Below are 23,825 nucleotides of genomic sequence, written 5' to 3'. Positions count from 1 at the left end.
GTGGTACTTCTTTCCACATTCTGACGTTCGCCAATTGGGTTTTTAACCTTGATGTGGTTAAATCACACAACAAACCGAGCGGCTTTTGCCGCTCGGACTGTTTTCACCCAAACCAACGCATCAAGCCGCAATAAACCTTGAGTGTTGGCGTTAATCAGAATCTAGGTTTATGTTCAAAGAGAACCAAAATAAAGTTGAGACCATTATTAAGACCAGCGAAGAGCCTCAGTCTTCACGCCTCAATGGATCGCAGCGTCTGAAAGAGTGCGGGCTTATTGTCGCTGTGCTTGCCTCTGTGCTTCTTTCCATCGCTTTATTAACATTTAGTCCCGCCGATCCTTCATGGTCGCAAACCGCATGGGGAGGCGATATTGAAAATGCAGGCGGTATTATTGGCGCATGGATTGCCGATACCTTGTTCTTTATTTTTGGATCGCTGGCCTACCCAATACCGCTCATGATTACCGTACTAGCATGGGTTTTTCTGCGTAAAAGAGAAGAGAATGAACCCCTTGATTTTGTGCTGTGGGGAACGCGTTTACTCGGCTTAACCATCTTGATTTTGACCAGTTGTGGCCTTGCGGATATCAACTTTGACGATATTTGGTATTTTTCATCTGGTGGTGTGATTGGGGATGTCTTAACCAGTTTGGCGCTGCCAACGCTTAATTTACTAGGCTCAACCCTAGTATTGCTCTTTTTATGGGGCGCTGGTTTTACGCTGCTAACGGGTATCTCCTGGCTAAGCATCGTGGAATGGTTAGGCACGATGAGTATTTCTCTTGGCGTTGCGTTGATCAATCGATTACGTGGTGAGAAAGATGAAGATATTGCGCCCGTTTTGTCGCCAATGGAGTTGTCGCCGCTTGAATCATCATCCGCAGACTTAGCCGTTGTTGAGTCTAGTTCGCCAAATGAAGAATATGTCAAATCAGCCCTCGATGCGTTTGGGGCCGAGCAATACACGCCTGCGGTAGGGGTTGAAGAAGAGCTGGAACAGACTCACTCGCCAAGACGTTTTAATATTCACATGCCAGCGGCCAAAACTCAGGCTAACACTTCTCCTGAATTCAGTGAAACTCACTCAGATGAAGCGCCATTTGATCGCAGCAAGCAGCTTAGTGCAACGATTGAAGAGTTAGAAACTGTTGCGTTGGAAGAGGATGACCTTGCTCTTTCATCGGCAGACTGGGTAGATGAAAGAGCTAATGAGCATCAAGCATTAGCCAGTGCCGACCTCGATGCCAGTCAAGAAGCTCAGCAATATGCATGGGCAGAGGACGAAGAGGTGAGCGAGCCGTCGCTTACGATGACAGAAGTTGATCTTGATGTGTCGCGTGTTGAACCGGTTATTTCCAATTTAGATGTGCTGGATGAAGATGAATCAGATCAAGCGTTGGCTGCTGATCTTGATGTGATGTCAGAAGATGACGAGCCACCGTTAGGCCAGCAAGACAGTGATGTGACGGCTTTTCAGAACATGGTGTCTTCGGCTCAGGCCAATATGGCGGCCAAGCAAAATCCATTTTTAATGCAAAAAGAAACTAACCTGCCTAAACCGACGGAGCCACTACCGACGTTAGAGCTTCTGTATCACCCAGAAAAGCGTGAACACTTTATTGACCGAGAGGCATTAGAGGAGGTTGCTCGTTTGGTTGAATCTAAACTCGCGGATTACAAAATCCAAGCGCAAGTGGTTGATATCTTTCCGGGGCCGGTTATCACTCGTTTTGAATTAGATTTAGCTCCAGGCGTAAAAGTGAGCCGTATTTCTAGCCTATCGATGGATTTGGCGCGTTCTTTATCGGCAATGGCGGTGAGGGTGGTTGAAGTGATCCCCGGTAAACCTTATGTTGGTCTTGAACTGCCAAATATGAGTCGTCAAACCGTCTATTTGTCAGATGTTATAAAAAGCCGTCAATTCCAAGAAGCGAAATCACCCACGACCATCGTTTTAGGGCAAGACATTGCTGGCGAAGCATTGGTCGCGGATTTAGCCAAAATGCCGCACGTGTTGGTGGCTGGTACAACAGGCTCAGGTAAGTCGGTTGGGGTCAACGTGATGATCCTCAGCATGCTTTATAAAGCGAGCCCAGAAGACGTTCGCTTTATTATGATTGACCCGAAAATGTTAGAGTTATCGATCTACGAGGGTATTCCTCACCTGCTAGCTGAAGTTGTGACTGACATGAAAGACGCATCAAATGCTTTACGTTGGTGTGTGGGTGAAATGGAACGTCGTTATAAATTAATGTCTGTGCTTGGTGTGCGTAACATCAAAGGCTTCAATGATAAGCTAAAAATGGCCGCTGCTGCTGGTCACCCTATCCACGATCCTTTGTGGAGAGAAGGGGACAGTATGGAGAGTGAACCGCCGCTGCTGGAAAAACTGCCTTACATTGTCGTTGTTGTTGATGAATTTGCTGATCTGATGATGGTGGTGGGTAAAAAAGTAGAAGAGTTGATCGCGCGTTTGGCACAAAAGGCTCGTGCTGCGGGTATTCACCTTATTTTGGCCACTCAGCGCCCATCGGTTGATGTGATCACCGGTTTAATCAAAGCGAATATTCCGACCCGCGTTGCGTTTACCGTTTCGACTAAAACCGACTCAAGAACTATTTTGGACCAAAGTGGTGCGGAATCACTGCTCGGTATGGGCGATATGCTCTATCTACCACCGGGTTCTAGCCACACGATCCGGGTTCACGGTGCGTTTGCCTCGGATGAAGATGTGCATGCGGTGGTAAACAACTGGAAAGCACGCGGTAAGCCGAACTACATAGAAGAGATCACTTATGGTGACCAAGGACCAGAAGCCTTGCTACCCGGTGAGAAGATGGAAAGTGATGAAGAAGTGGATCCGCTATTTGATCAAGTGGTTGAACATGTAGTGGAAACGCGTCGAGGTTCAGTTTCAGGAGTGCAACGCCGATTTAAAATCGGTTACAACCGTGCTGCAAGAATTGTAGAGCAGTTGGAAGCACAAGGTATTGTGAGCGCTCCCGGTCATAATGGTAATCGCGAAGTACTATCGCCAGCGCCGCCGCGAGATTAATCACGGTCATTGTAGGCAATACAAACAAAACAGCGCCACCCATAATGCCATGAGCGGCGCTGTTTCAATTTAGCTAGCATAAACTCTCGCCAGCCTTGCTAACGGCTATTTTTCTTGCATCAGCCCCATCAGTGCTTGTTGCGTGTCAGATATTTGTTGCTGCGCGGATGGTGTACTGCCAATTCCCAATTGTTGTTTAGCTTCATCTTCAGAGAGACCTAAGTGGCAACACAGTAAATCGATCGCCATTTGATAGTTGCTCGTTTCAGCCATGATGCTGTCCTTTGTCAGTCGAAAATGTCTGTTGCCCATGCAATGTAGTCACTTTAGCTGGGACTCTCAATACGACCAAAGTCTTATGCGTTCAATTGCCCATCACGTACTGTAAGGGTAGGTTAACCATCTTGCTGTCCAGCAACAGATTTTAGAAAACTCGGTGTCAGACATTAAATGTTTCAATTTATCGCTTAACCTTGTTTTTCAAATCTTAGACTATATGTATATGAAAAATTGTGTAGGTTCATGCTAGCGTCGCTTGCAGCCTACACTCATAATAAGCTTTTCATTCGGAGATAAGTAATGAAGCGAGTCATGTTATTTCTAGCAACCAACCTTGCGGTGGTTCTGGTTCTTAGCCTTGTATTAAATATTGTTTATGCTGTGACGGGGATGCAGCCGGGCAGTTTATCTGGCTTGCTCGTCATGGCCGCGTTGTTTGGTTTTGGCGGCTCATTTATTTCATTATTGATGTCAAAGAGCATGGCTCTGCGCTCGGTAGGTGGAATGGTGATTGAAAGTCCACGTAACGAAACTGAGCATTGGTTATTGCAAACTGTGAGTCGTCAAGCTCAGCAGGCGGGCATTGGCATGCCAACGGTGGCAATTTATGATTCACCGGACATCAACGCTTTTGCAACTGGCGCTAAGCGTGATGATTCCCTCGTCGCTGTTTCAACGGGGCTATTGCACAGCATGACGCGTGACGAGGCCGAAGCGGTATTGGCGCATGAAGTGAGCCACATTGCCAATGGCGATATGGTCACGATGACTTTAATGCAAGGAGTGGTTAACACCTTCGTTATTTTCTTATCGCGCTTTATCGCAAACATCGTGTCGTCTCGTGATTCAGAAGAGGGTGGCGGTAGCAATATGATGGTTTATTTTGGCATCTCTATGGTGTTGGAATTGGTATTTGGCTTCCTCGCGAGCTTTATTACGATGTGGTATAGCCGTCATCGCGAATTCCACGCCGACGCAGGTGCAGCAAAGCTTGTGGGTAAACACAAGATGATTGCGGCGTTAGAGCGTTTAAAAATGGGGCAAGAATCTCAATTGGAAGGTTCCATGATGGCTTTTGGTATCAACGGTAAACGTTCAATGACGGAATTATTGATGAGTCACCCACCGCTTGATAAACGCATCGCCGCTTTGCGCAATAGTTAATCTAAGCTAACTAAAAAAGAGAAGGCCAGCGAATTACGCTGGCCTTTTTGATCGTCGTAACTATTGGAATTTTAGTCTTTATTTTCTTTTTTGATCTTAATTCCTTGCAACCACGTATGCATTGAAAAGATACAAAGTTATACAAGAAATATTTTGTATAACTAAGTGACTTGTACTATTTTGTACATGTGAAGTTTTTGTATAACTTATGGAAACGTACAATGGATGTCGAATCGGTTGCTCAAGTTTATCGTCAACTCAACAAAGAGAACTTGCCTTTATTACGTCAGGTTTATCACGACAATGTCCTTTTTGAGGATGCCGCTCATCGAATAGAAGGCTGGCGTGCGCTATCGGATTATTTTGCTCGTTTGTATCAGAACGTAGAGCGTTGTGATTTTACCATCCATGATCACCAGCAAGTCGGTGACTGCGGCTTTCTCACATGGACTATGTCTTTGCAGCATCCTCGGCTAGCTCGTGGAAAACTTATACAAGTGCAAGGGATGAGCCATCTCAAGTTTCAAGACAACCAAGTCATTTATCACCGTGATTACTTCGACTTGGGAGAAATGCTCTATGAACACATTCCGCTGCTGGGAAGTGTTATTCGTTCGATCAAACAGAGGTTAGGGCAATGAAGAGTGTACTTATCACGGGAGCCACTTCTGGTATTGGTTATCAGCTAGCTGTTGATTATGCAAAAACGGGTTGGCAAGTGATTGCTTGTGGGCGTAACCAAGCCAAGCTTAATCAAATGCACCAAGAGTATCCGCAGATCTACGGTATTGCATTTGATATTACTCAGTTAGAAGAGACCAAAGCTGCGTTATTTGAGCTGCCTTTTGTTCCGGCACTATGGCTTCTTAACGCTGGCGATTGCGAATACATCGATCATGGTCAAATGGATTCACTCCGGTTTAAGCGTGTGTTTGACGTAAACGTTTTGGGTTTAGCTCATTGCATTGAGGCGATACAGCATCACTTTGTTGCTAACCACCGTGTGGCGATCGTTGGTTCCATCGCCAGTGAAATCGCGCTGCCAAGAGCAGAAGCCTATGGCGCTTCTAAAGCAGCGGTTAGTTACCTAGCACGCTCGCTCATGCAAGATTGGCGAGCGCAAGGTGTTGCTGTGACGATGATCTATCCTGGGTTTGTTGCCACGCCTTTGACTGATAAAAATAGTTTTTCGATGCCAATGATGGTCAGTACCGAGTATGCATCGCAGGCGATTCGCCGTGGGTTGGAAAAAGGCAAAACCACCCTCTATTTTCCGGCCCGTTTTACGAGCCTATTACGTTTGATTGGCAGCTTACCTTACGCATGGCAAGGCAAATTAGTTGCGGCATTACTTAAATAACGAGCTGTTTTGTAATTAAAGGAATTGAGTATGAAAATCGCCATTATTGGTAGCGGTATTTCCGGTTTAACATGCGGTTATTATTTGCATAAACATCATGATGTTACCGTGTTTGAAGCCAATCATTACATTGGTGGGCATACCGCCACCGTCGATATTGAGCTCGATGGTCAAAATCATGCGGTTGATACTGGTTTTATCGTGTACAACGACCGGACCTACCCAAATTTCATCGCAATGATGAATGAAATTGGCGTAAAAGGCATTCCGACTCAAATGAGCTTCAGTGTGCGTAATGATGCGAATGGGCTGGAATATAACGGTCATACCGCAACTACGTTGTTTGCACAAAAGCGGAACTGGTTAAACCCTGTCTTTTATCGCTTTATTTTTGAAATCATTCGCTTCAATCGGTTAGCGAAACAGCAAGCAGAACAAGCTCATCAATCAATGCAAACCTTAGGTGATTTCTTATTTGAGCACCAATTTTCTGACTATTTTTGTGAAAATTATATTTTACCGATGGGGGCGGCAATTTGGTCGTCTTCCTTGGCTGATATGCGGGTTTTTCCGTTAAGTTTCTTTTTGCGTTTCTTCCTCAACCATGGACTGCTAGAGATCACTAACCGACCACAATGGTATGTGGTTGAAGGCGGATCGCGCGCGTACATCGAACCCTTGACGCAAGGTTTTAAAGATAAGATTCATCTTGATAGCCCAGTTACACAAGTCAAACGCAGCTCGGCGGGTGTCGAGCTCATTGTTAATGGGCAATCACACCACTTTGATCATGTGATTTTTGCATGTCACAGCGATCAGGCATTAGGTATGTTAGAGCAACCGACAGAGGCTGAGCAAGAAGTGCTCGGTGTAATACACTATCAAGCTAATGAAGTCACTCTACATACCGACACATCACTGCTGCCTAAGCGAAAAGCCGCTTGGGCAGCTTGGAACTATTGGCTTGATGGCAGTCCAGATCAAGAATCGCGTTTACCAGCGCTGACCTACAATATGAATATCTTGCAGCATATTAAAGGCGCTCATACTTTTTGTGTATCGCTCAACAGCGGTGACCGCATTGCTGATGAGAAAGTTTTACGACAGTTTACTTATCACCACCCGGTATTTACCACGCAATCTATCGCGGCTCAGCAACGCAAGCCTGAAGTCAACGGTGTGAATAACACTTGGTACTGTGGCGCTTATTGGCGCAATGGTTTTCATGAAGATGGCGTGACCAGTGCGCTGGATGTGGTGACACAGCTTGAAGCGCAAGCGCAGCAGTTAAAAGGCGCGGCGTGATGGAGACGGAGCCCAACAGTTGTTTGATGGTTGGCATGGTACGTCATCGACGCTTTACTCCGATTGAACATGCGCTCAATTATCCATTGTTTATGCCGTGTATTGATCTCGATGAACTGGATCAACTGAGTGATTCAGTTTGGGGGTTTGGCGAAAAATGGTGGCACTGGGCGCGTTTTCAGCGCGCCGATTATCTTGGTGAAGGGGATTTAAAACAGTGCATACAAGATAAAGTTCATGAGCTGACGGGCGACCGCTGCTCTGGAAAGGTGATAGCAGTATGTCACCTTCGTTATTTAGGAATCTATTTCAGCCCGGTTAATTTCTACTATCTTTATGATCAACAAGGTGAATGGCAATACTTGTTGGCCGAAGTGAGTAATACACCTTGGAATCAACGGCACTACTACGCGGTGAAAGCACAAGCGGGAGAAGAGCAGCAACAGTGGCGTCATCAAAAGGCGTTTCATGTTTCTCCCTTCAATCCTATTGATCAGCGATATCATTGGAAGTTGAAGCCGCTTGGTTCGTCATTGAGTGTGCATTTGGAATGTCACAAAGAAGGTAAAGTTTTCGATGCTACTTTATCGATGAAGGCACAACCATTTAATTCAAAAAATTTACTCAAGTTATTGATCAAAACACCCGTGATGGCCGTAAAAGTGACAATAGGTATTTACTGGCATGCTTTAAAGCTGTGGCTTAAAGGAGCACCTTTCTACTCCAATCCACATTCATAAATACGCAAGATCTACACAGAGACAGTGTCTAAATAACAATAACAAGGAGAACGCTCAATGCTTAATTCACAAACTCTCGCGTTGCCCAAGCAACTGACAGGGTTGCAAAAGAGTGCAAGAAGCTTCATTTTTCGCTGTCTACAGCGTTTAGACGTCGGCACTTTAACCATCATTGAAACCTTTTCCAATGAAGGCGCGTCCAGTCAGGAGACTTTTGGCGAACTGAAAGAGCATCAACCCCATGCAACTATTGAAATACATCACCCTCATTTTTACGCTCGTTTATTAAAAGGGGGGAGTATTGCCGCGGGTGAGGCCTATATGGATGGTTGGTGGGATAGCCCGAATTTGACCAGCCTAATGGAACTGATGGCTCGTAATGTCAGTGCATTAGATGGCATTGAAGCTCGCAGTAGTGTGTTGACCAAACTTTTTTATAAAGTCAGCCACTGGCTCAACCGAAATTCAATCGATAAAGCCAAAGAGAATATTCATGCCCACTACGATCTAGGTAATGATCTCTACCACACCTTTTTAGACAGTAATATGCTCTATTCCAGCGCGTTGTTTCTGCATCCGGATGAAACGTTAGAGCAGGCGCAAATCAATAAAATGGAACGTTTGTGCCAGCAGTTGCAACTCAAAGCAAGCGACCACGTGATTGAGATCGGCACCGGTTGGGGTGCGATGGCGATTTACATGGCCAAAACTTACGGCTGTCAGGTCACGACGACGACCATTTCTGAAGAGCAGCATTACTACACCGCGCAGCAAATAGAGCGGCAGGGGCTGGGGAGTCAAATCACCTTGCTTAAGCAAGATTACCGCCTGCTACAAGGTCAGTACGATAAATTAGTCTCGATAGAGATGATCGAAGCGGTCGGTAAAGAGTACCTCGCCTCTTATATTGAACAGTGCCAGTCACTACTAAAACCTAATGGCTTAATGGCGATTCAAGCCATTACCATTGCTGATCAACGTTATGATTATTACAGCAATAATGTCGATTTCATTCAGAAATACATTTTCCCCGGCGGTTTTTTACCCTCAATTACTGCATTGACAACGGCGGCGACACAGCACAGTGATTTAGTGGTTCGCAACCTGTTTGATCTTGGTCCTGACTATGCGCATACGCTTGCTCATTGGCGTCACCGTTTTGAGCTTGCAAAACATCAGGTTTCACAACTTGGGTATGATGAGCGATTCACGCGTATGTGGCGTTACTATTTCTGCTACTGCGAGGGTGGATTTTTAGCAAAATCCATCAGCACTGTACATATGACTTTGCAAAGACCGATGTAATGAAGACGCTGTTTGCTGTCTCTCTTTGGTTTCAAGCGATCTGGTTTGTTGCTGTGTTGGGGACAGAACGTTTGCAGTGGTTGGCATTGACCATGATGTTAGCCGCATTGATGTTTTCCTTGCGGCACTTTTCCTATCCTTTGGAAAGAGTGATTGCGTTAACTATGGTGGGTATTGTTATCGATGCCCTTAATCAGTATTTCGGACTATTCCGCTTTGCTACCAATGATTTTCCCATTTGGTTAATGGTGTTGTGGGGTGCTTTTTCTTGGTATGCCGCTCATTTAGTGGTGCTGCTGAAACGTTATCCATCCAAACTCATTTGTTTGATGGTCGGCGTGTTAGGTAGTTTAAGTTATTGGGCGGCAGAACGTTTAGGCGCTGTACATTTTGATTGGCCATTGGGTTTGACTATGACTATCTTGTGGCTGCAATGGGTGATGATCGGTGCATTGATACTTAGGATATTTAGCGATGATGTTAGCAAAGAGAAATAGGCTAAGAAAATTCAACCTGTTACTGATAGTGATTGCCTTTCACAGCTTGGTGAATAACGCTTTTGCGGCGGTGGCCGACGATAAACTGACCGAGTGGCAAACTTGGCCAGTGATTGGCCAAGCGAATTTAAGCTGGTTATGGCTAGATATTTATTCCTCGCAGCTGCGTACCCCATCAGGGCAGTACGAGCAAGGAAGCGATTTATCGCCCCATCCCTTGGCGCTTGAAATTGAATATCAGCGCGACATCAGTAGTAAACAGCTGGTGGAATCGACCGCAGAGCAGTGGCAAAAACTCAAATTAGCCGAGCAACAAATTGCACCATGGTTGGTGCACCTATCGTCCATTTTTCCCAGCGTTACTGAGGGCGACCGCTTGATTTACACCTCCGATGGGCAGCAGGGCGCTTTTATTTTTCATCCTAAGAATGGTGTTCAAGCCCAGGTTGGTACAGTAGTCGACGAAGCGTTAAATGACGCCTTTCTCGCGATATGGCTGTCGCCACAGACGCAATACCCACACTTACGCAAACAATTGATAGGAATGCAACCATGAAAGCGATAGCCAGACGCAGTTATCTGTTACTTCTACTTTGGTTAGTGGGGTGCAGCGCTGATCTCACTCAATACCAATCCACGCAACCTAAGTTTGATCTATTTGAGTACTTCTCTGGTCGAACGTTAGCATGGGGGATGGTGCAAGATTATACGGGGATGCAAACGCGTCGTTTCGAGGTTGTCATCGACGGAACAGTTGAGGGGAATAAACTCACTTTGGTTGAAGACTTCAATTTTGATGATGGTGAAAAAAGCCAAAGAGTATGGGTGATTGAACGTTTTGCTGATGGAAAATATATCGGTCAAGCGGATGATGTATTAGGCCAAGCCCAAGGGGAAGAAGTGGGTAACGCTTTGCGTTGGCAATATGATTTTTCCTTACCTTATGGTGATTCTACGCTAACCGTTACCTTTGACGACTGGCTTTATCGGCAAGATGAAAAGCGGGTGTTTAACCTGACTAAAATTAAAAAATTTGGTATCGAGGTCGGTAAACTAACGCTGTTCTTTGAAAAACAATAAAGCTCCTTTCGGAGCCTTATTATGCTGATCATATGGCTTTGGAATTATCTCTGTTCTGCGCGTGGCGCTCTTGGTTTAGAGGCTTGAGCAAACGGCTTGCCTTTACTTGTCGGGCGAGAGTGTGCAGGTTTAGATGCGCCGCCTTGGTTTTTCTTACCGTTGTCTGCCGCGCTGCTAGCGCGTGGTTTGTTTGGCGATTTACTTGGTGAAGTAGCGCTCTCTTTACGCGGGTTAAGAGCATCAAAACCCGGCTGAGTTTTGGTGTGTTTGGTCGCAAAACGGTTCGCTCCGTGACGTCCCGACTTACGACGCTGCGCAGGCGTGAGTGCATCGACATCATTCGCAGGCACTAAGCAGCTAGGTTTATCACCAATCAAATGTTTTTTACCCATGTTGATCAAGGCTTCACGGATAATTGGCCAGTTTAATGGGTCATGGTAGCGTAACAGCGCTTTGTGCAGCCTGCGTTGACGCTCTCCCTTCGCGACAGTCACTTCTTCACGTTTTTTGTATTTCACACGTTTGAGCGGGTTAGTCTCTGAGTAATACATCGCGGTTGCATTACACATTGGCGATGGATAGAAGTTCTGCACCTGATCACACTCAAAATTGTTTGATTTTAGCCACAGTGCCAAATTGAGCATATCTTCATCTTCCGTACCGGGATGCGCGGAAATAAAGTACGGGATGAGGTACTGTTTCTTACCTGCTTCAGCGCTGTACTTCTCAAACATCTCTTTGAAGCGATTATAGGTGCCCATGCCCGGTTTCATCATCAGATCAAGCGGATTCTTCTCGGTATGTTCTGGGGCGATCTTGAGATAGCCTCCTACGTGATGCGTGACCAATTCACGCACATATTCAGGAGATTCAATCGCCAAGTCATAACGCACACCAGAGGCGATCATCACTTTTTTAATGCCTTTGACTTTGCGCGCTTCACGATAGAGATCAATCGTATGTTTGTGGTCGGTATTGAGCTTATGGCAAATTCCGGGGAAAACACACGATGGGCGTCGGCAGTTCATCTCAGCTTTAGGATCACTACAACCTAAACGGTACATGTTCGCCGTTGGCCCACCCAAATCCGAAATGGTTCCAGTAAAGCCGGGAACTTTATCGCGGATCTCTTCCATCTCATTCAAAATCGACTCTTTTGAACGGTTTTGGATAATGCGCCCTTCATGTTCGGTAATCGAGCAGAATGAACAACCACCAAAGCAGCCGCGCATGATATTAACCGAGGTTTTGATCATGTCGTAAGCAGGAATTTTACTTTTGCCATACATAGGGTGAGGCACGCGTGCGTAGCTCAGGCCAAACACGTAATCCATCTCTTCTGTAGTGAGTGGAATCGGAGCTTGGTTGACCCACAATTCACGGTCGCCATGACGCTGAATCAGCGCCCGGCCGGAATAGGGGTTGGTTTCTAAATGCAGTACACGGCTTGCATGCGCGTATAAAATCCGGTCATTATTGAGCTTTTCAAAAGCAGGCAAACGAACCGCTGTTGTAGCGGCATCATGGCGAGAAGGACGAATGGTGATTGGCTTTGCTTCGGCTTCTTTTTCTTGATTGGTTTCACACTGCGTTTCCACCGCGTAAGGGTTCACCGGAACAAACGCTTTACCGGGTTTCTCAATACGTGATGAGTCAATGATGGTGTAATGCTCAGGCTCAGCGGCCAGGTTTACGGCCGTGCCGCGAATATTGGTCATATCAGCGATGTTATCGCCATTAGCCAAGCGGTGCGCCACTTCAACCAACGCTCGCTCTGCGTTACCAAATAGCAGTATGTCGGCTTTGGCATCAAACAGCACAGAACGGCGCACTTTGTCTGACCAATAATCATAATGGGCAACGCGGCGTAAACTGGCTTCGATACCACCGAGCACCAGTGGCACATCTTTATAAGCCTCACGACAACGCTGCGAATAGACAAGTGTGGCGCGATCTGGACGTTTGCCACCTTCATTATTGGGTGTGTACGCATCATCATGACGCAATTTTTTGTCAGAGGTGTAGCGGTTGATCATCGAATCCATGTTGCCGGCCGTGATGCCAAAAAACAGGTTGGGTTTTCCCAGCGCCATGAAAGCGTCTTTATTTTGCCATTGCGGCTGGGCAATGATCCCAACGCGAAAGCCTTGCGCTTCGAGTAAACGGCCAATGATCGCCATACCAAAACTGGGGTGATCCACATAAGCGTCACCCGTGACGATCACGATGTCACAGCTGTCCCATCCTAGGGCATCCATCTCCTTTTTACTGGTTGGCAGGAAAGGTGCGGTTCCAAAGCACTCTGCCCAGTATTTTTTATATTGATGAATAGGAGTGACGTTGCTGTGCATATTTTGACCTCTGATTAATGAGCCGCGCATTATAACGACTTGCACTGGTAGTATCTAGCGGAACATTGGCTTTGCGTTCTCTTTATAAAGAAAATTATTAATCAAGTGAGTGGTAAGTGTGTCGGAGAGATATTAAGTGATATGTGATAAAAAGGATGCACCAATAGTAAAAAGGTCAACCAGTAATAAAACGGGTTGACCTTTAGACAAGAGTTAGTGGCTCATGTAACGACGTCGAATCAATAAGGCTGCCAACATTGACAATAAAGTCATGCCACCAGTACTACCTCCAGTACTACCGCCGCCTGAACCTCCTGAAAGTGGGGGTAAGGTAAAGGAGTAAGGCTTTTCATATTTCAAATTTTTGATGTAAGCCGCATCGGTACCACTTCCTTTATCGGATTTTTTTATGTATTCAAAGCGTATGTTGTTAAAGTCTTTGTTGAGGTAGAGTGTGTTACTGCCACTTTTTTCTCCATGTTCCATAATATATTTAACACCATTAACCTTAGCAATGAATAAGTCTCCGCTTTCTGATGATACTTGGAAATCAAAGTGTAATTTTCCTTGTGGAACATTTTCCAACTGCAGTACGGATTGTTCCGCATCGGCCATCGGTGCTGAGCGTAACCAACCACCCTCTTCTATCCAAGGATTTCTACTGACGTTAATACTAGCGTTAGGTACAGCGATTAAGCTGCTCAAGTCTTGCGAGGCTGCTTCAAAAATTGTTTTGAACTTTAATGATGAAGTCACGATTCCTAAATCTAGTGTGCTGTCAGTGTCAATCTCTAAGCGCACATCAGCAGGTGTCATTGAATCAATGGTATAAGAAACATCAACATAACATTGGCTACTCGGATCCAAGCCTAGCGAACAGTTTTGGTCTGTGATATTTGCAGAAGCTGGAGATAGTGTGACGTTGTTTGCGGTAATAGTCTCACTAGAGTTGTTTACAAAATGAAAGCGATGGGTATGAGTTCCATACTTAATCTCGTCTTTGAGTTGAGTTTGTCGGAAAGAAACATTGGACGTTCTTTTAGTCAGCCAATCATTAAAATGGTCGACTTTTGCATAAACGCCAGCTGTAGATTTAAATCCACAACCAAGTCCCCAACTGACAACGCCATATTGAATAAAATCAGTGCCTGATTTAACGAAAATAGGGCCACCGCTATCACCTTGGCAGGTATCTTGCGGGAAACTGGTCGTACAAAAAACATCATTTTCGATATTCGCATAGCTAGCAGGACCCAAATTTTTGCATCGTTCCGTATCCATTAACGACACTTCTGCTTTACGCAAGACTGAAGAGGGATTGCTGGATTGCAAAGTATCTAGGTCGTATTTCGTTGTACCAAAGCCAATAATTTGCATAGCTGAGCCCTCAACTAGTGCATCAAATAAACTAACAGTAGGCCGAGTAATTGCTTCGATGGGTAACGTGCGCTCTAATTCGAGAATGGCAATATCGTTACGGTTTAAAGTTGCGTTATAGTCTTCATGGTAATAAATTTGCTTAACTTTTACTCGATATCCGGCCGTTGAATACAGGTCGTTTGTTCCTACCGTGACTTGGATATCTTCCGCATTAGGTGCAAGGTATGCTTTTTCCTTCGTAACACAGTGAGCGGCTGTAAGCACATACTTACCACCCAAGTAGCTACCACCACAAAAGCTGTCTTTGTATTCCCCATGGTGCAGAGCAACCATAAAGGGAAACTCATGTGCTACTGTAGGGGCGCCATCGATGATTCTAGTTGATATTCCGGATTCCGTTCCAGAAGCACTGAACTGAAAAGATGTAAACAGAAGCGCTCCTAGCGCGACTGAAAAAAGGGGTTTGTTCATGAGTACCTCGGATTAGTTTTTCCAGCACCCCTTGGGTGTGGGAACGGTACCATATGGGGGCTAATGAATCTCGTCAATCAGTAATAATTATCATATCGACAAGATATATTAATCAAATAAGGCAAGTTAATGTATTTCAGTAGCTTATAAAATGAACGTATTGGTTATTTTGTGTTCATTATTTTCTTTCGATGACGATAGTTCTAGGGTACTCCTTTTGAGGTGTATTGATGTTCGGCGTTTTTTATATGGCTTGTCTGGCCTAAAATAATAAATAAGCAACTGCATTTACATCATTAGTGCTAACTCACGGCTTGTGATTAAGTTTTGCTCTATGCTGTGATCATTAATGGTCAATCATTTGAATGAGTTGGAGTCTATATGGCACAGGTGAAGTCTCAAGGGCTACGAGAAAAGGCAGTGCTTCGAGAACCGCCAGTGGCTCGATATGATGCGATTGATTGGTCGTTTAACCTGACGACCTCAGAGTTTATTTGTGATCTGAAAGCGGCGAATGCGTTACTTCATTCCCGTGTTTCGATAGCCAATATTCAAGAATTATTGCGTTATATGACGCCGAGCAAAGCTGCAGAGATGAAGCGCTGCTTCAAGTATGTGATTGAAAGTGGCAAAAGCCATGCTTTAAATTGCAACCTTGTTATTTCGGATCAGGCGTTAACTTATGTGGAGATTTTTATCGAGCGTACTTCTCTCACGCAGTTGCAAGGTACGATTCGACCGCTGCTCAAACTGGAATCATTGCAAGAGGTGGCCAAGCTTTTTGAAGGAGTGTTTGATAATACACATCATGGTTTGATCCTAACCGACGATCAAACGCGGGTTTTGGCTTGTAACCACTATTTTGAGCAGCATTCAGGTTTCAAACAAAACGAGCTACTTGGGTTAAAAGCCAACGTATTTAATGCAGGCAAGCATTCCAAAGAGTTTTTTCAATCGATGTGGCACGACATCAACACCAAAGATCATTGGAGCGGTGTCATTCTCAATCGTCGGGCATCTGGGCTGGTTGCACCACAAGAATTAACGATTCAAAAAATCGTACTGCAAGATGGCCGAGTGTTCTTTGTAGGGATGACGCTTGATTTAGCCGATAATCTTCATCGCGTAGCCGATACGGCACTTGGGGATATCGATCTTTTGACGCAACTGCCTACCGAACAAAAGTTTAAAGCCTTGCTCGAAACATATTGCGCGGAGCACCCCCAGGGTCAAACGCAAATGGTTTTGGCTTTTCAGCCTGGGTTTGAATCAGGGCTACATCATACAGAAACTTTGATGCTTTCTAGCTTTTTGGCACGCAGTAAAGAAGTAAAGCTGGTGGGCTATGTGGGAAAAGATATTTATTTGGTCAGTTTGAGCTGTTCAGAGTGCAAAAAAACTACCGACTTTCGCCTCATTCAACATGCGATCCGTCGCTTTATGAAAGAGTTAAAGAACGAATCGAGCTCGCACGCCGCGATTATTAATGGCCGAATTGGTGTGTCTGTTTTAGGGTTCGATGCAAAAACGCCAGCTCGAATGGTGACGCATGCGATGCAAGCGATGCTTGAACAGCATGCAGGGGAAGCGCGTAACATCAGTTTCTATCACAGTGAAATACATCAACAAGTGAAACGTAGAAAAAACTTGGAAGACAGAGTCGCCAAAGCGATTGCGCAGAAGGACTTGGAGATACACTACCAACCGATAGTTGATACTAAAACATGGAACATTGCGAAATTCGAAGCGTTATGCCGTTTTAAGCCTGTGCCCGATTTACCTTTTACCACGCAAGAAATGATTGGTATCGCGGAAGATCTGGATTTGATTGCCGAGCTTGATCGTTGTGTCAGTATTTTATCTTTGCAAGATTTACCCAAGATAAAAACCTTGTTTGGCCAAGGTGTTGGGGTAACGATCAACCGCTCTTTAAATACCAAAATGGATGCGACGCAGATTTTAGCCAATACCATGGAGATCATTGATCGCTACACGGATACGCCTCAGTCAGTCACCATTGAGCTAACCGAAAGCGCCTATTTTGATAGCCAATCTCATCAGGTTGATGCCCTCAATGCTCTTCGATCGCGCGGCGTAACGGTTGCGATTGATGATTTTGGTACGGGTTATTCCTCTTTTACCTACCTCAGCGATTGCAATTTTGATTATTTAAAAATAGATCGCGAGTTTGTCACGGACATTCAGGTCAACAGCAATAAATACAGTATTGTTAAAATGATCACTGAGCTATCGCACACACTCGGCGTGAAAGTGGTTGCCGAGGGAGTAGAAACAGAGCATGAGGTTTGGGTGCTTAAATCATTGGGCATTGACTACATACAAGGCTATATTTTTTCAAAACCACTACCGCTTAAGGAACTGGTTCGGGCCAAGGAGTATCGTAATCGTTTTGCGTATTCGGGCGATAAAGTAGAACAAAAGCGAAAGCCCAACTGTTTGCTCAATCTGTTCAAAGAGGGGAAACCACATTTGGATCCCAGTGAGCCAATCTCTCTTGCTTATCAGTATATTAAATCGACTAAAGTTGATGTGCTGCCAGTCGTAAATCAAGGAGAGTGTGTCGGCATCGTCGATGTGGCCTCACTCAATTTATATCTGACGCCGAACATGGGAACCGATCTTGAAACCACGCGTGAAGCGGCCGTATGGCGTAAGCCCGTGAGTCAGATCATGAAATTTCATTTCACTCAGCTTGACGCGTACACCGAGCTAAACCAAGTAGTGAATTTGATCGAAAAAGGACATGATTTTCCATGGGTACTGGTCGATAACACTCGTTATAAAGGCTTATTGACTCAAGCGGACGTGCTGAGGTATTTGGCCGAAAGTCAGTAACCTTCTCTGGGCATCCGCGCTTACTCTTTGCTATTATCGCGCCCAGATGTTTCCAGATGATGTTTAGATTATGATTCAAACCTTACTTTCTGTTTTTTCACCCATGCTGCTCGGTGCGCAAATCTTACTGACGTTAGTGCTGGTCAAAGGGGATATTTGTCCTGGACAACGTGGCCGTATTCATCGCGTCTTGCCAGCCATTGGTGTGCTTTGGTTGGCAGTGGCTTCACTAAAAATTGAAGCCTTTTTGGTCGTCTTTTCCATTTTCTATTTCTATTCACAAGTTCAAACCAAGAAAACTCGAGATGAAGGCCCGTTATGGGCACTGTATTTGGCGAATGGCCTTGCCTTGGCTTATGTCGCGATTCAGATATCAGAGCAGGGTCATTGGTCAGCTTCTATCGCCATGTTGCTGTTGGTTGGTTTGTTGGGCGCGAGTTTCTCGCACCTTCTACTAACGATAGCGCGCTCGCGTTTACAAGCTTTCCATCGAGTTCTACCCGTTGTGGGCATTCTCTGCTCGATGGGGATCGCTTTATGCGTTGTGCCGCACGCGTACGGGTTAGATGATGAAACGTTGGCTCGAGCAACATTGCCGTTACTAACGACATTCGGTTTCATGATTGCAGGTATTATCGTGTGGTGCTGGCATATCCTGTTTGCCAAAAGCGCTGAGAAAATTCAATTAACGGCAGCCTTGTTATTGATGTTGGCTGCCAGTATTTGTTTTCAAGGTTTGTTTAATCTCTAGACCTGGGTCACTCTTTAGTGCGAATTTTACCGCTAGTCTTTAGTGGTCTCTTTGCTATAGGAGTGAGCCATGGATTTGAGTAACGTCAGCCGTTTTGATAGCAATATATTACTTGGCATCGTCAATGAGAAGCTACGCTTAGAGTGTGACAGCTTCGAAGAGCTTGCCAGTATGTATGAAATGGATAGAGAAAATGTAGTCGGTAAGCTGGATGTTTTAGGCTACCAATACGACCCACTGACCAACCAATTTAAAGCGAACCAACGCTAGTGCTAAGCAGCGTGCAGTGACAGTTAACCAACCGCACTGTCATTCAAATAGCCATGTCGATACGACGAATAGTTTAAGCCATCTTGATCCCGTCAAGGTGGCTTTTGCATTGTTGGCGCGCGGTGGCAAAAAAAGCTTGTAAATAGTGGCGATCTTTTTCGCTGTGGCGTGTTGCGGCAAATAGTCGACGCCATAAACCTTTCCCTAGTGGCTTGCTGGTGATAAGCCCCTGCCTAGAGAACTCGCTGATGGCCCAATTTGGCAGTGCCGCCACACCTAATCCAGCAGAGACCATTTGTACTAGCATCAAAGTGTTGTCGGCTTGTTTCCACTTCGCGGGTTCAACACTAGCAGGTTGTAGAAAGTGTTTCACCACATCCAAACGCTGTTTTTGTACGGGGTAAGTGAGCATCGTTTGTGAGGCGAGATCCTCTGGTTCAATCACCGATTTTCCTGCAAGTGGGTGAGTTGTAGAGGTGATAAGGCGCATTTCAAAATCAAAGAGTGGTTCGTAATGTACCTCTGAGCGAGGCAAAATATCGGAAGTGATGACCAAATCAAGTTCGCCGGCCAGCAATGCGGGTAAAGGTTCAAAGCCAAAGCCGGACGAAAAATCTAACGTCACACTTGGCCAAGCAAGCTGATATTCGCGCAGCGCTGGCATCAACCATTGAAAGCAAGAGTGACATTCAATCGCCATGTGTAAGCGCCCATTGACGTCTTCTTTCAAACTGGCTAAATCATTTTCAGCTCTGGCCAGCTTTGGCAGGATCTCGTCAGCCAGTTTCAGTAGGATCTCTCCTTCTGAGGTAAATTTCACTGGGCGAGTTTTACGTAGAAACAGTGGCCCGCCAATGCGTGTCTCGAGATCTTTAATCTGATGTGAAAGGGCCGATTGCGTCAAATGGAGCGCGGTAGCTGTTGAGGTGAGTGAGCCGCTGTCCCTTAAAGAAACTAAAGTCTTCAGATGCTTAAGTTCAATCATTGCCATTATTTTCCTTCATTCCTTTGAGAGAACGGTAGTTGATACCAATATCGTGGGTCGCATCAACACGGTGACCATTCTGCTGTTCTGAGCTAAGTTACGCTTTTAATATGGAGCTGTAAACATCTAGACGTCTATTTATCTTGATGTCAATTAAAGCTCTCTGCAATCAACATGAATTTTTTTAATAAACAAGTTGAATAATTGCACCTTGTCTGTGGGTCAGTTTAGATGGATAGTCTAGCCATCCAGACATCTTTATCTTATGCGATAAAGAATCAGACACGATCAACAGCAAAAGGACTAGGGACATGACAACGACGACTCACATCTTAGGTTATCCACGCATTGGTGAAAAACGCGAACTGAAATTTGCGTTAGAAAAATATTGGCGTGGCGAAAGCGATCAAGCGCAGTTACTGCAAGTGGGGCATGACATTCGTCAGAAAAACTGGGCTGAGCAGCAACAAGCGGGTCTGAGTTTTTCAACCGTAGGCGATTTCGCTTGGTACGATCACGTACTCACAACCACATTGCTCCTTGGACACGTTCCTAAACGCCATAAAAACGGCTTTCCTGATTTAGATACACTCTTTCGCGTTGGACGTGGTCAATCACAAGCGGGTTGCGGCTGTAGCGGAAGCGCAGCTTCTGATATGACTAAATGGTTTAATACCAATTATCACTACCTTGTGCCGGAGTTCAGCCAAGACGATACGTTCGAAGTCAGCTGGCCTCAACTGTTTGAGGAAGTCAATGAAGCGTCGAAAGCAGGCCACCAAGTTAAGCCTGTACTGCTTGGCCCGCTGAGCTACCTCTACTTGGGTAAAGAGGTCGAAGAGGGATTTGATCGCCTGACCTTACTGCCTCGTTTATTGACCGCTTATCAAGCAATTTTAGCTAAGCTTGCTAAACAAGGAGTGGAATGGGTACAAATCGATGAGCCTATTTTAGCGTTAGAGCTAGAACCAAAGTGGCAAGATGCATTTAAGTTGGCTTATCAAGTGATCGCTGGTGATGTAAAACTGTTACTGACTACTTATTTTGATTCGGTGCTTGATACGCTCGATAAAATCATTGAGCTACCAGTAAATGGATTGCACATCGATCTCTCCGCTTCTGCCGATCAATTGAACGCGGTACTAGAGAAATTGCCAAAAAATTGGGTACTTTCGGCAGGTGTGGTCAATGGACGCAATGTGTGGCGCGCCGATCTTGCGACGTTATTGGCTCGTTTACAGCCAGTGAAGCAGCAACTTGGGGATCGTCTGTGGATTGCGAGCTCGTGTTCACTCTTGCATAGCCCGGTCGATTTAGATCTTGAGCAGCAGCTCAGTGATGAAGTACAAAGTTGGTTTGCATTTGCCAAACAAAAAGTGACAGAAGTTGCTTTACTTGGTAAGGCACTGGACGGTGATGACGCGGCGATTCTGGCCTGTGAAACTTATAGCCAACCGATACTTGCACGTAAAACGGCAACTCACGTTAATAAACCGCATGTACAGGCGAGAGTCAACAGCATAACGGCGGCACTCTCTGAGCGCAGTGCACCTTATTCAGAGCGCGCTCATCACCAAGCTGAAGTGTTAGGGTTGCCATTTTTGCCAACGACAACCATAGGCTCATTCCCTCAAACGAGTGAGATCCGTCATCAGCGCAGTGCTTACCGTCAAGGTAAACTGGCATACGCTGATTATATCAATGCATTGAAAGGGCACATTGCCGATGCAGTAAAACGTCAAGAGGCACTTGATCTCGATGTGTTAGTGCACGGTGAAGCTGAGCGTAACGACATGGTGGAGTACTTTGCCGAAAACTTAGCCGGTTTCCAGACTACGCAATTTGGCTGGGTGCAAAGTTACGGCTCACGCTGCGTAAAACCGGCTATCGTGGTGGCCGATATTGAACGTGAAAAACCGATAACGGTGGAGTGGTCTACTTATGCTCAATCATTGACTGCGAAGCAAATGAAAGGAATGTTGACTGGGCCTGTAACGATTTTATGCTGGACGTTTCCTCGTGAAGATGTTTCTCGTCAAACCATCACTCAGCAGTTGGCTTTTGCTTTGCGTGATGAAGTGGCAGACCTGCAGCAAGCGGGCATTAACATCATCCAAATTGATGAACCTGCGATTCGTGAAGGGTTGCCATTGAAGAAGCGTGACCATCAAGCATATCTGGCGTGGGCGGTTGAGGCATTTAAAATTGCGGCGGCGAGTGCGAAACCCGAAACGCAGATCCACACTCACATGTGTTACAGCGAATTTAATGAAATCATTGACTCAGTAGCGGCACTGGATGCCGATGTGATTACGATTGAAACTTCTCGCTCGAATATGGAACTGCTCAAAGCGTTTGAAGAGTTTAACTACCCGAATGAAATTGGCCCAGGTGTGTACGATATTCACTCGCCAAACATTCCCTCTCAAGAGTGGATTGAAGGTTTGTTGCGTAAAGCGGCGGAAAAAATTCCAGCAGAGAGATTATGGGTTAACCCTGATTGCGGCTTAAAAACGCGCAATTGGAATGAAGTGGAGGCAGCACTGACCAACTTAGTGTCAGCAGCTAAAGCGCTGCGCAAAGAGCTTAAACCCCAGCAAAGTTAAGCCACATTAATCTTGACAGAGGCCTCAAATGAAGCCTCTGTTTTTTACGAATAAAGTGGTTGATGAGTGGTCATCACTAATAAGGGGAGGACTATTGTGCCGAACAAGTTGCTTTACTAATTAATTGGTCCACAACAAGTTGGCCCCGCGTATTGCGCATTTTAATTCGATAAGTCAAGCCGAGGTCGAGGTTAGCGCGTGTGGTTGAATCTGAGCAGTAGGTATTGATGCTGGTTTTCAACACTTGATCAATCGGCTTTGCTCCTTTTTGATCCTCATTGTAAATCATCATAATTTCCACCGTACTGCCTTTAGCACTGGCACGCATCACGGACAAAGGCCCAAACTCTAAGGGTAACTCAGCACTAATCACATTCGCGCGATTACTGGCTACGGCTTCCAAATATTTTTGCTGATCACCATTCGAGCTACAACCCACCAGTACCAGCGTTGTAAACAGAGCACAGAGAATGACTTTCATCTTAAAACACTTTCTTGAAGGGTTTAACGATAACATGTTGATACACACCTACAGCAACATAAGGATCGGCATCCGCCCATGCTTGAGCTTGTCTTAACGAATCAAACTCAGCGATGACTGTTGACCCCGTAAACCCAGCTTCTGCTGGATTCTCCGAATCAATTGCTGGCATTGGCCCTGCGGTTAATAGACGACCTTCATCTTGCAAGGTTTGTAAGCGCTCTAAATGTTGTGGCCGGACACTCATGCGTTTTTCCAACGAGTTTTCTACGTCTTGAGAGAAAATAACGTACCACATATTGATATCCTTATTGTTTGATAATGAAGTCGAGGCCTTACTGTACTGAAACTGGCGCGTATTGAAAGCAACCAAACTGAATTTCTGTGATCAGTTGCTAGGCTTAATCGGTCGAGGGCGGCCATCGGTATCAATGGCGACATAATTGAAGGTTGCTTCACATACTTGGAAACGATCTCCCACGCTGTCGTATTTGATGGGTTTTACCCATACTTCAAGATTGACGGACATTGAAGTGCGGCCAATTTTGGTGCATTCACCATAACAACACACCACATCGCCTACCTTGACGGGTTTTTTAAACGTAATGCTAGAAACAGACACAGTGACAACGCGGCCAAATGAGATCTCTTTGGCTAAAATTGCGCCAGCCAAGTCGAGTTGAGACATGATCCAACCGCCAAAAATGTCACCGTTGGCGTTAGTATCTGCTGGCATGGCTAAGGTGCGTAGCAATAATTGGCCTCTTGGGGCGCTATTTTCCTGATTCATTTTTCGACATCCACAACAACAAAACAGCGACCAAAGTGGTCGCTGAAAAATAGGGACGGATTATACCAAAGACAGCCTGTTTTGCACTTAAAGAGTCCT

21 protein-coding genes are annotated in these 23,825 nt (G+C 45.4%); 14 read left to right on the top strand and 7 right to left on the bottom strand.

Going from position 1 to position 23,825, the window contains the following annotated elements; translation table 11 throughout:
- The first annotated feature begins 169 nt into the window (after positions 1 to 169).
- Positions 170 to 3,055 (top strand): DNA translocase FtsK, encoded by a 2,886-nt coding sequence (locus PL85_RS10590; RefSeq protein ID WP_115339676.1) that lies wholly within the window; start codon positions 170 to 172, stop codon positions 3,053 to 3,055.
- Positions 3,056 to 3,160: 105 nt separating this feature from the next.
- Here PL85_RS10590 and PL85_RS10585 read toward each other — a convergent pair whose 3' ends face one another.
- Positions 3,161 to 3,328, bottom strand: coding sequence for a hypothetical protein (locus PL85_RS10585; RefSeq protein ID WP_017041998.1), 168 nt, complete (start codon positions 3,326 to 3,328; stop codon positions 3,161 to 3,163).
- A 306-nt stretch (positions 3,329 to 3,634) separates the two neighbouring features.
- Between PL85_RS10585 and htpX the strand changes: the two genes are divergently transcribed.
- The 9 genes from htpX to PL85_RS10540 all read left to right on the top strand — a co-directional run bounded on the left by htpX (position 3,635) and on the right by PL85_RS10540 (position 10,785).
- Positions 3,635 to 4,498, top strand: a complete 864-nt coding sequence (htpX, locus tag PL85_RS10580) for a protease HtpX (protein WP_017044602.1) — start codon at positions 3,635 to 3,637, stop codon at positions 4,496 to 4,498.
- 221 nt (positions 4,499 to 4,719) lie between these two features.
- Positions 4,720 to 5,139 carry a nuclear transport factor 2 family protein gene (locus PL85_RS10575; RefSeq protein WP_026028585.1) on the top strand — a complete coding sequence of 140 codons (420 nt, stop codon included), beginning with the start codon at positions 4,720 to 4,722 and terminating at the stop codon, positions 5,137 to 5,139.
- Positions 5,136 to 5,858, top strand: a complete 723-nt coding sequence (locus tag PL85_RS10570; protein ID WP_115339677.1) for an SDR family NAD(P)-dependent oxidoreductase — start codon at positions 5,136 to 5,138, stop codon at positions 5,856 to 5,858. Before PL85_RS10575 ends, PL85_RS10570 begins: the two co-directional genes overlap by 4 nt.
- Positions 5,859 to 5,888: 30 nt before the next feature.
- Positions 5,889 to 7,163 (top strand): NAD(P)/FAD-dependent oxidoreductase, encoded by a 1,275-nt coding sequence (locus PL85_RS10565; protein ID WP_174223824.1) that lies wholly within the window; start codon positions 5,889 to 5,891, stop codon positions 7,161 to 7,163.
- A complete protein-coding gene (locus tag PL85_RS10560; RefSeq protein ID WP_094147162.1) occupies positions 7,163 to 7,903 on the top strand; it encodes a DUF1365 domain-containing protein in 741 nt (246 codons plus the stop codon). The genes PL85_RS10565 and PL85_RS10560 overlap by 1 nt, the downstream gene beginning before the upstream one ends.
- A 57-nt stretch (positions 7,904 to 7,960) precedes the next feature.
- The gene (locus tag PL85_RS10555) at positions 7,961 to 9,208 is read left to right on the top strand and encodes an SAM-dependent methyltransferase (RefSeq protein ID WP_115339679.1); all 1,248 of its coding nucleotides are present in this window, start codon (positions 7,961 to 7,963) and stop codon (positions 9,206 to 9,208) included.
- Positions 9,208 to 9,705, top strand: coding sequence for a DUF2878 domain-containing protein (locus PL85_RS10550; protein ID WP_088728774.1), 498 nt, complete (start codon positions 9,208 to 9,210; stop codon positions 9,703 to 9,705). The genes PL85_RS10555 and PL85_RS10550 overlap by 1 nt, the downstream gene beginning before the upstream one ends.
- Positions 9,683 to 10,261, top strand: a complete 579-nt coding sequence (locus PL85_RS10545) for a chalcone isomerase family protein (RefSeq protein ID WP_019281991.1) — start codon at positions 9,683 to 9,685, stop codon at positions 10,259 to 10,261. Before PL85_RS10550 ends, PL85_RS10545 begins: the two co-directional genes overlap by 23 nt.
- Positions 10,258 to 10,785, top strand: a complete 528-nt coding sequence (locus PL85_RS10540) for a DUF3833 domain-containing protein (protein WP_115339680.1) — start codon at positions 10,258 to 10,260, stop codon at positions 10,783 to 10,785. The genes PL85_RS10545 and PL85_RS10540 overlap by 4 nt, the downstream gene beginning before the upstream one ends.
- A 44-nt stretch (positions 10,786 to 10,829) precedes the next feature.
- On the opposite strand, the gene PL85_RS10535 is transcribed toward PL85_RS10540, so the two are convergent.
- Positions 10,830 to 13,136 (bottom strand): YgiQ family radical SAM protein, encoded by a 2,307-nt coding sequence (locus PL85_RS10535; RefSeq protein WP_115339911.1) that lies wholly within the window; start codon positions 13,134 to 13,136, stop codon positions 10,830 to 10,832.
- Positions 13,137 to 13,349: 213 nt separating this feature from the next.
- Positions 13,350 to 14,987 carry a S1 family peptidase gene (locus PL85_RS10530; RefSeq protein ID WP_115339681.1) on the bottom strand — a complete coding sequence of 546 codons (1,638 nt, stop codon included), beginning with the start codon at positions 14,985 to 14,987 and terminating at the stop codon, positions 13,350 to 13,352.
- 381 nt (positions 14,988 to 15,368) lie between these two features.
- Here PL85_RS10530 and PL85_RS10525 point away from each other — a divergent pair, with 381 nt between their 5' ends.
- The 3 genes from PL85_RS10525 (at position 15,369) to PL85_RS10515 (ending at position 18,864) form a co-directional block, all read left to right on the top strand.
- A complete protein-coding gene (locus PL85_RS10525) occupies positions 15,369 to 17,843 on the top strand; it encodes a sensor domain-containing phosphodiesterase (protein WP_115339682.1) in 2,475 nt (824 codons plus the stop codon).
- A gap of 70 nt (positions 17,844 to 17,913) precedes the next feature.
- Complete coding sequence (locus PL85_RS10520) at positions 17,914 to 18,594, top strand: hypothetical protein (RefSeq protein WP_013857157.1); 681 nt, start codon at positions 17,914 to 17,916, stop codon at positions 18,592 to 18,594.
- 69 nt (positions 18,595 to 18,663) lie between these two features.
- The gene (locus tag PL85_RS10515) at positions 18,664 to 18,864 is read left to right on the top strand and encodes a DUF4250 domain-containing protein (RefSeq protein WP_010316942.1); all 201 of its coding nucleotides are present in this window, start codon (positions 18,664 to 18,666) and stop codon (positions 18,862 to 18,864) included.
- 73 nt (positions 18,865 to 18,937) lie between these two features.
- On the opposite strand, the gene metR is transcribed toward PL85_RS10515, so the two are convergent.
- Entirely contained in the window at positions 18,938 to 19,849 is a 912-nt protein-coding gene (metR, locus tag PL85_RS10510) for an HTH-type transcriptional regulator MetR (RefSeq protein ID WP_038148387.1), read from the bottom strand.
- A gap of 311 nt (positions 19,850 to 20,160) precedes the next feature.
- Here metR and metE point away from each other — a divergent pair, with 311 nt between their 5' ends.
- Complete coding sequence (gene metE / locus PL85_RS10505; protein ID WP_115339683.1) at positions 20,161 to 22,455, top strand: 5-methyltetrahydropteroyltriglutamate--homocysteine S-methyltransferase; 2,295 nt, start codon at positions 20,161 to 20,163, stop codon at positions 22,453 to 22,455.
- Positions 22,456 to 22,546: 91 nt separating this feature from the next.
- Here metE and PL85_RS10500 read toward each other — a convergent pair whose 3' ends face one another.
- From PL85_RS10500 to yciA, 3 genes are all read right to left on the bottom strand, one after another.
- The gene (locus PL85_RS10500) at positions 22,547 to 22,936 is read right to left on the bottom strand and encodes a GspS/AspS pilotin family protein (protein WP_115339684.1); all 390 of its coding nucleotides are present in this window, start codon (positions 22,934 to 22,936) and stop codon (positions 22,547 to 22,549) included.
- A 1-nt stretch (position 22,937) separates the two neighbouring features.
- Positions 22,938 to 23,234, bottom strand: coding sequence for a YciI family protein (locus PL85_RS10495; RefSeq protein WP_115339685.1), 297 nt, complete (start codon positions 23,232 to 23,234; stop codon positions 22,938 to 22,940).
- A gap of 90 nt (positions 23,235 to 23,324) precedes the next feature.
- Positions 23,325 to 23,726 carry an acyl-CoA thioester hydrolase YciA gene (gene yciA, locus PL85_RS10490; protein WP_013857152.1) on the bottom strand — a complete coding sequence of 134 codons (402 nt, stop codon included), beginning with the start codon at positions 23,724 to 23,726 and terminating at the stop codon, positions 23,325 to 23,327.
- Positions 23,727 to 23,825: the final 99 nt, after the last annotated feature.

The organism is Vibrio anguillarum (genome assembly GCF_001989995.2).
In the GTDB taxonomy this organism is placed as follows: domain Bacteria; phylum Pseudomonadota; class Gammaproteobacteria; order Enterobacterales; family Vibrionaceae; genus Vibrio; species Vibrio anguillarum.
Note: the sequence above shows the minus strand (reverse complement) of the source record. Positions and strands in the feature narration are given on the sequence as shown.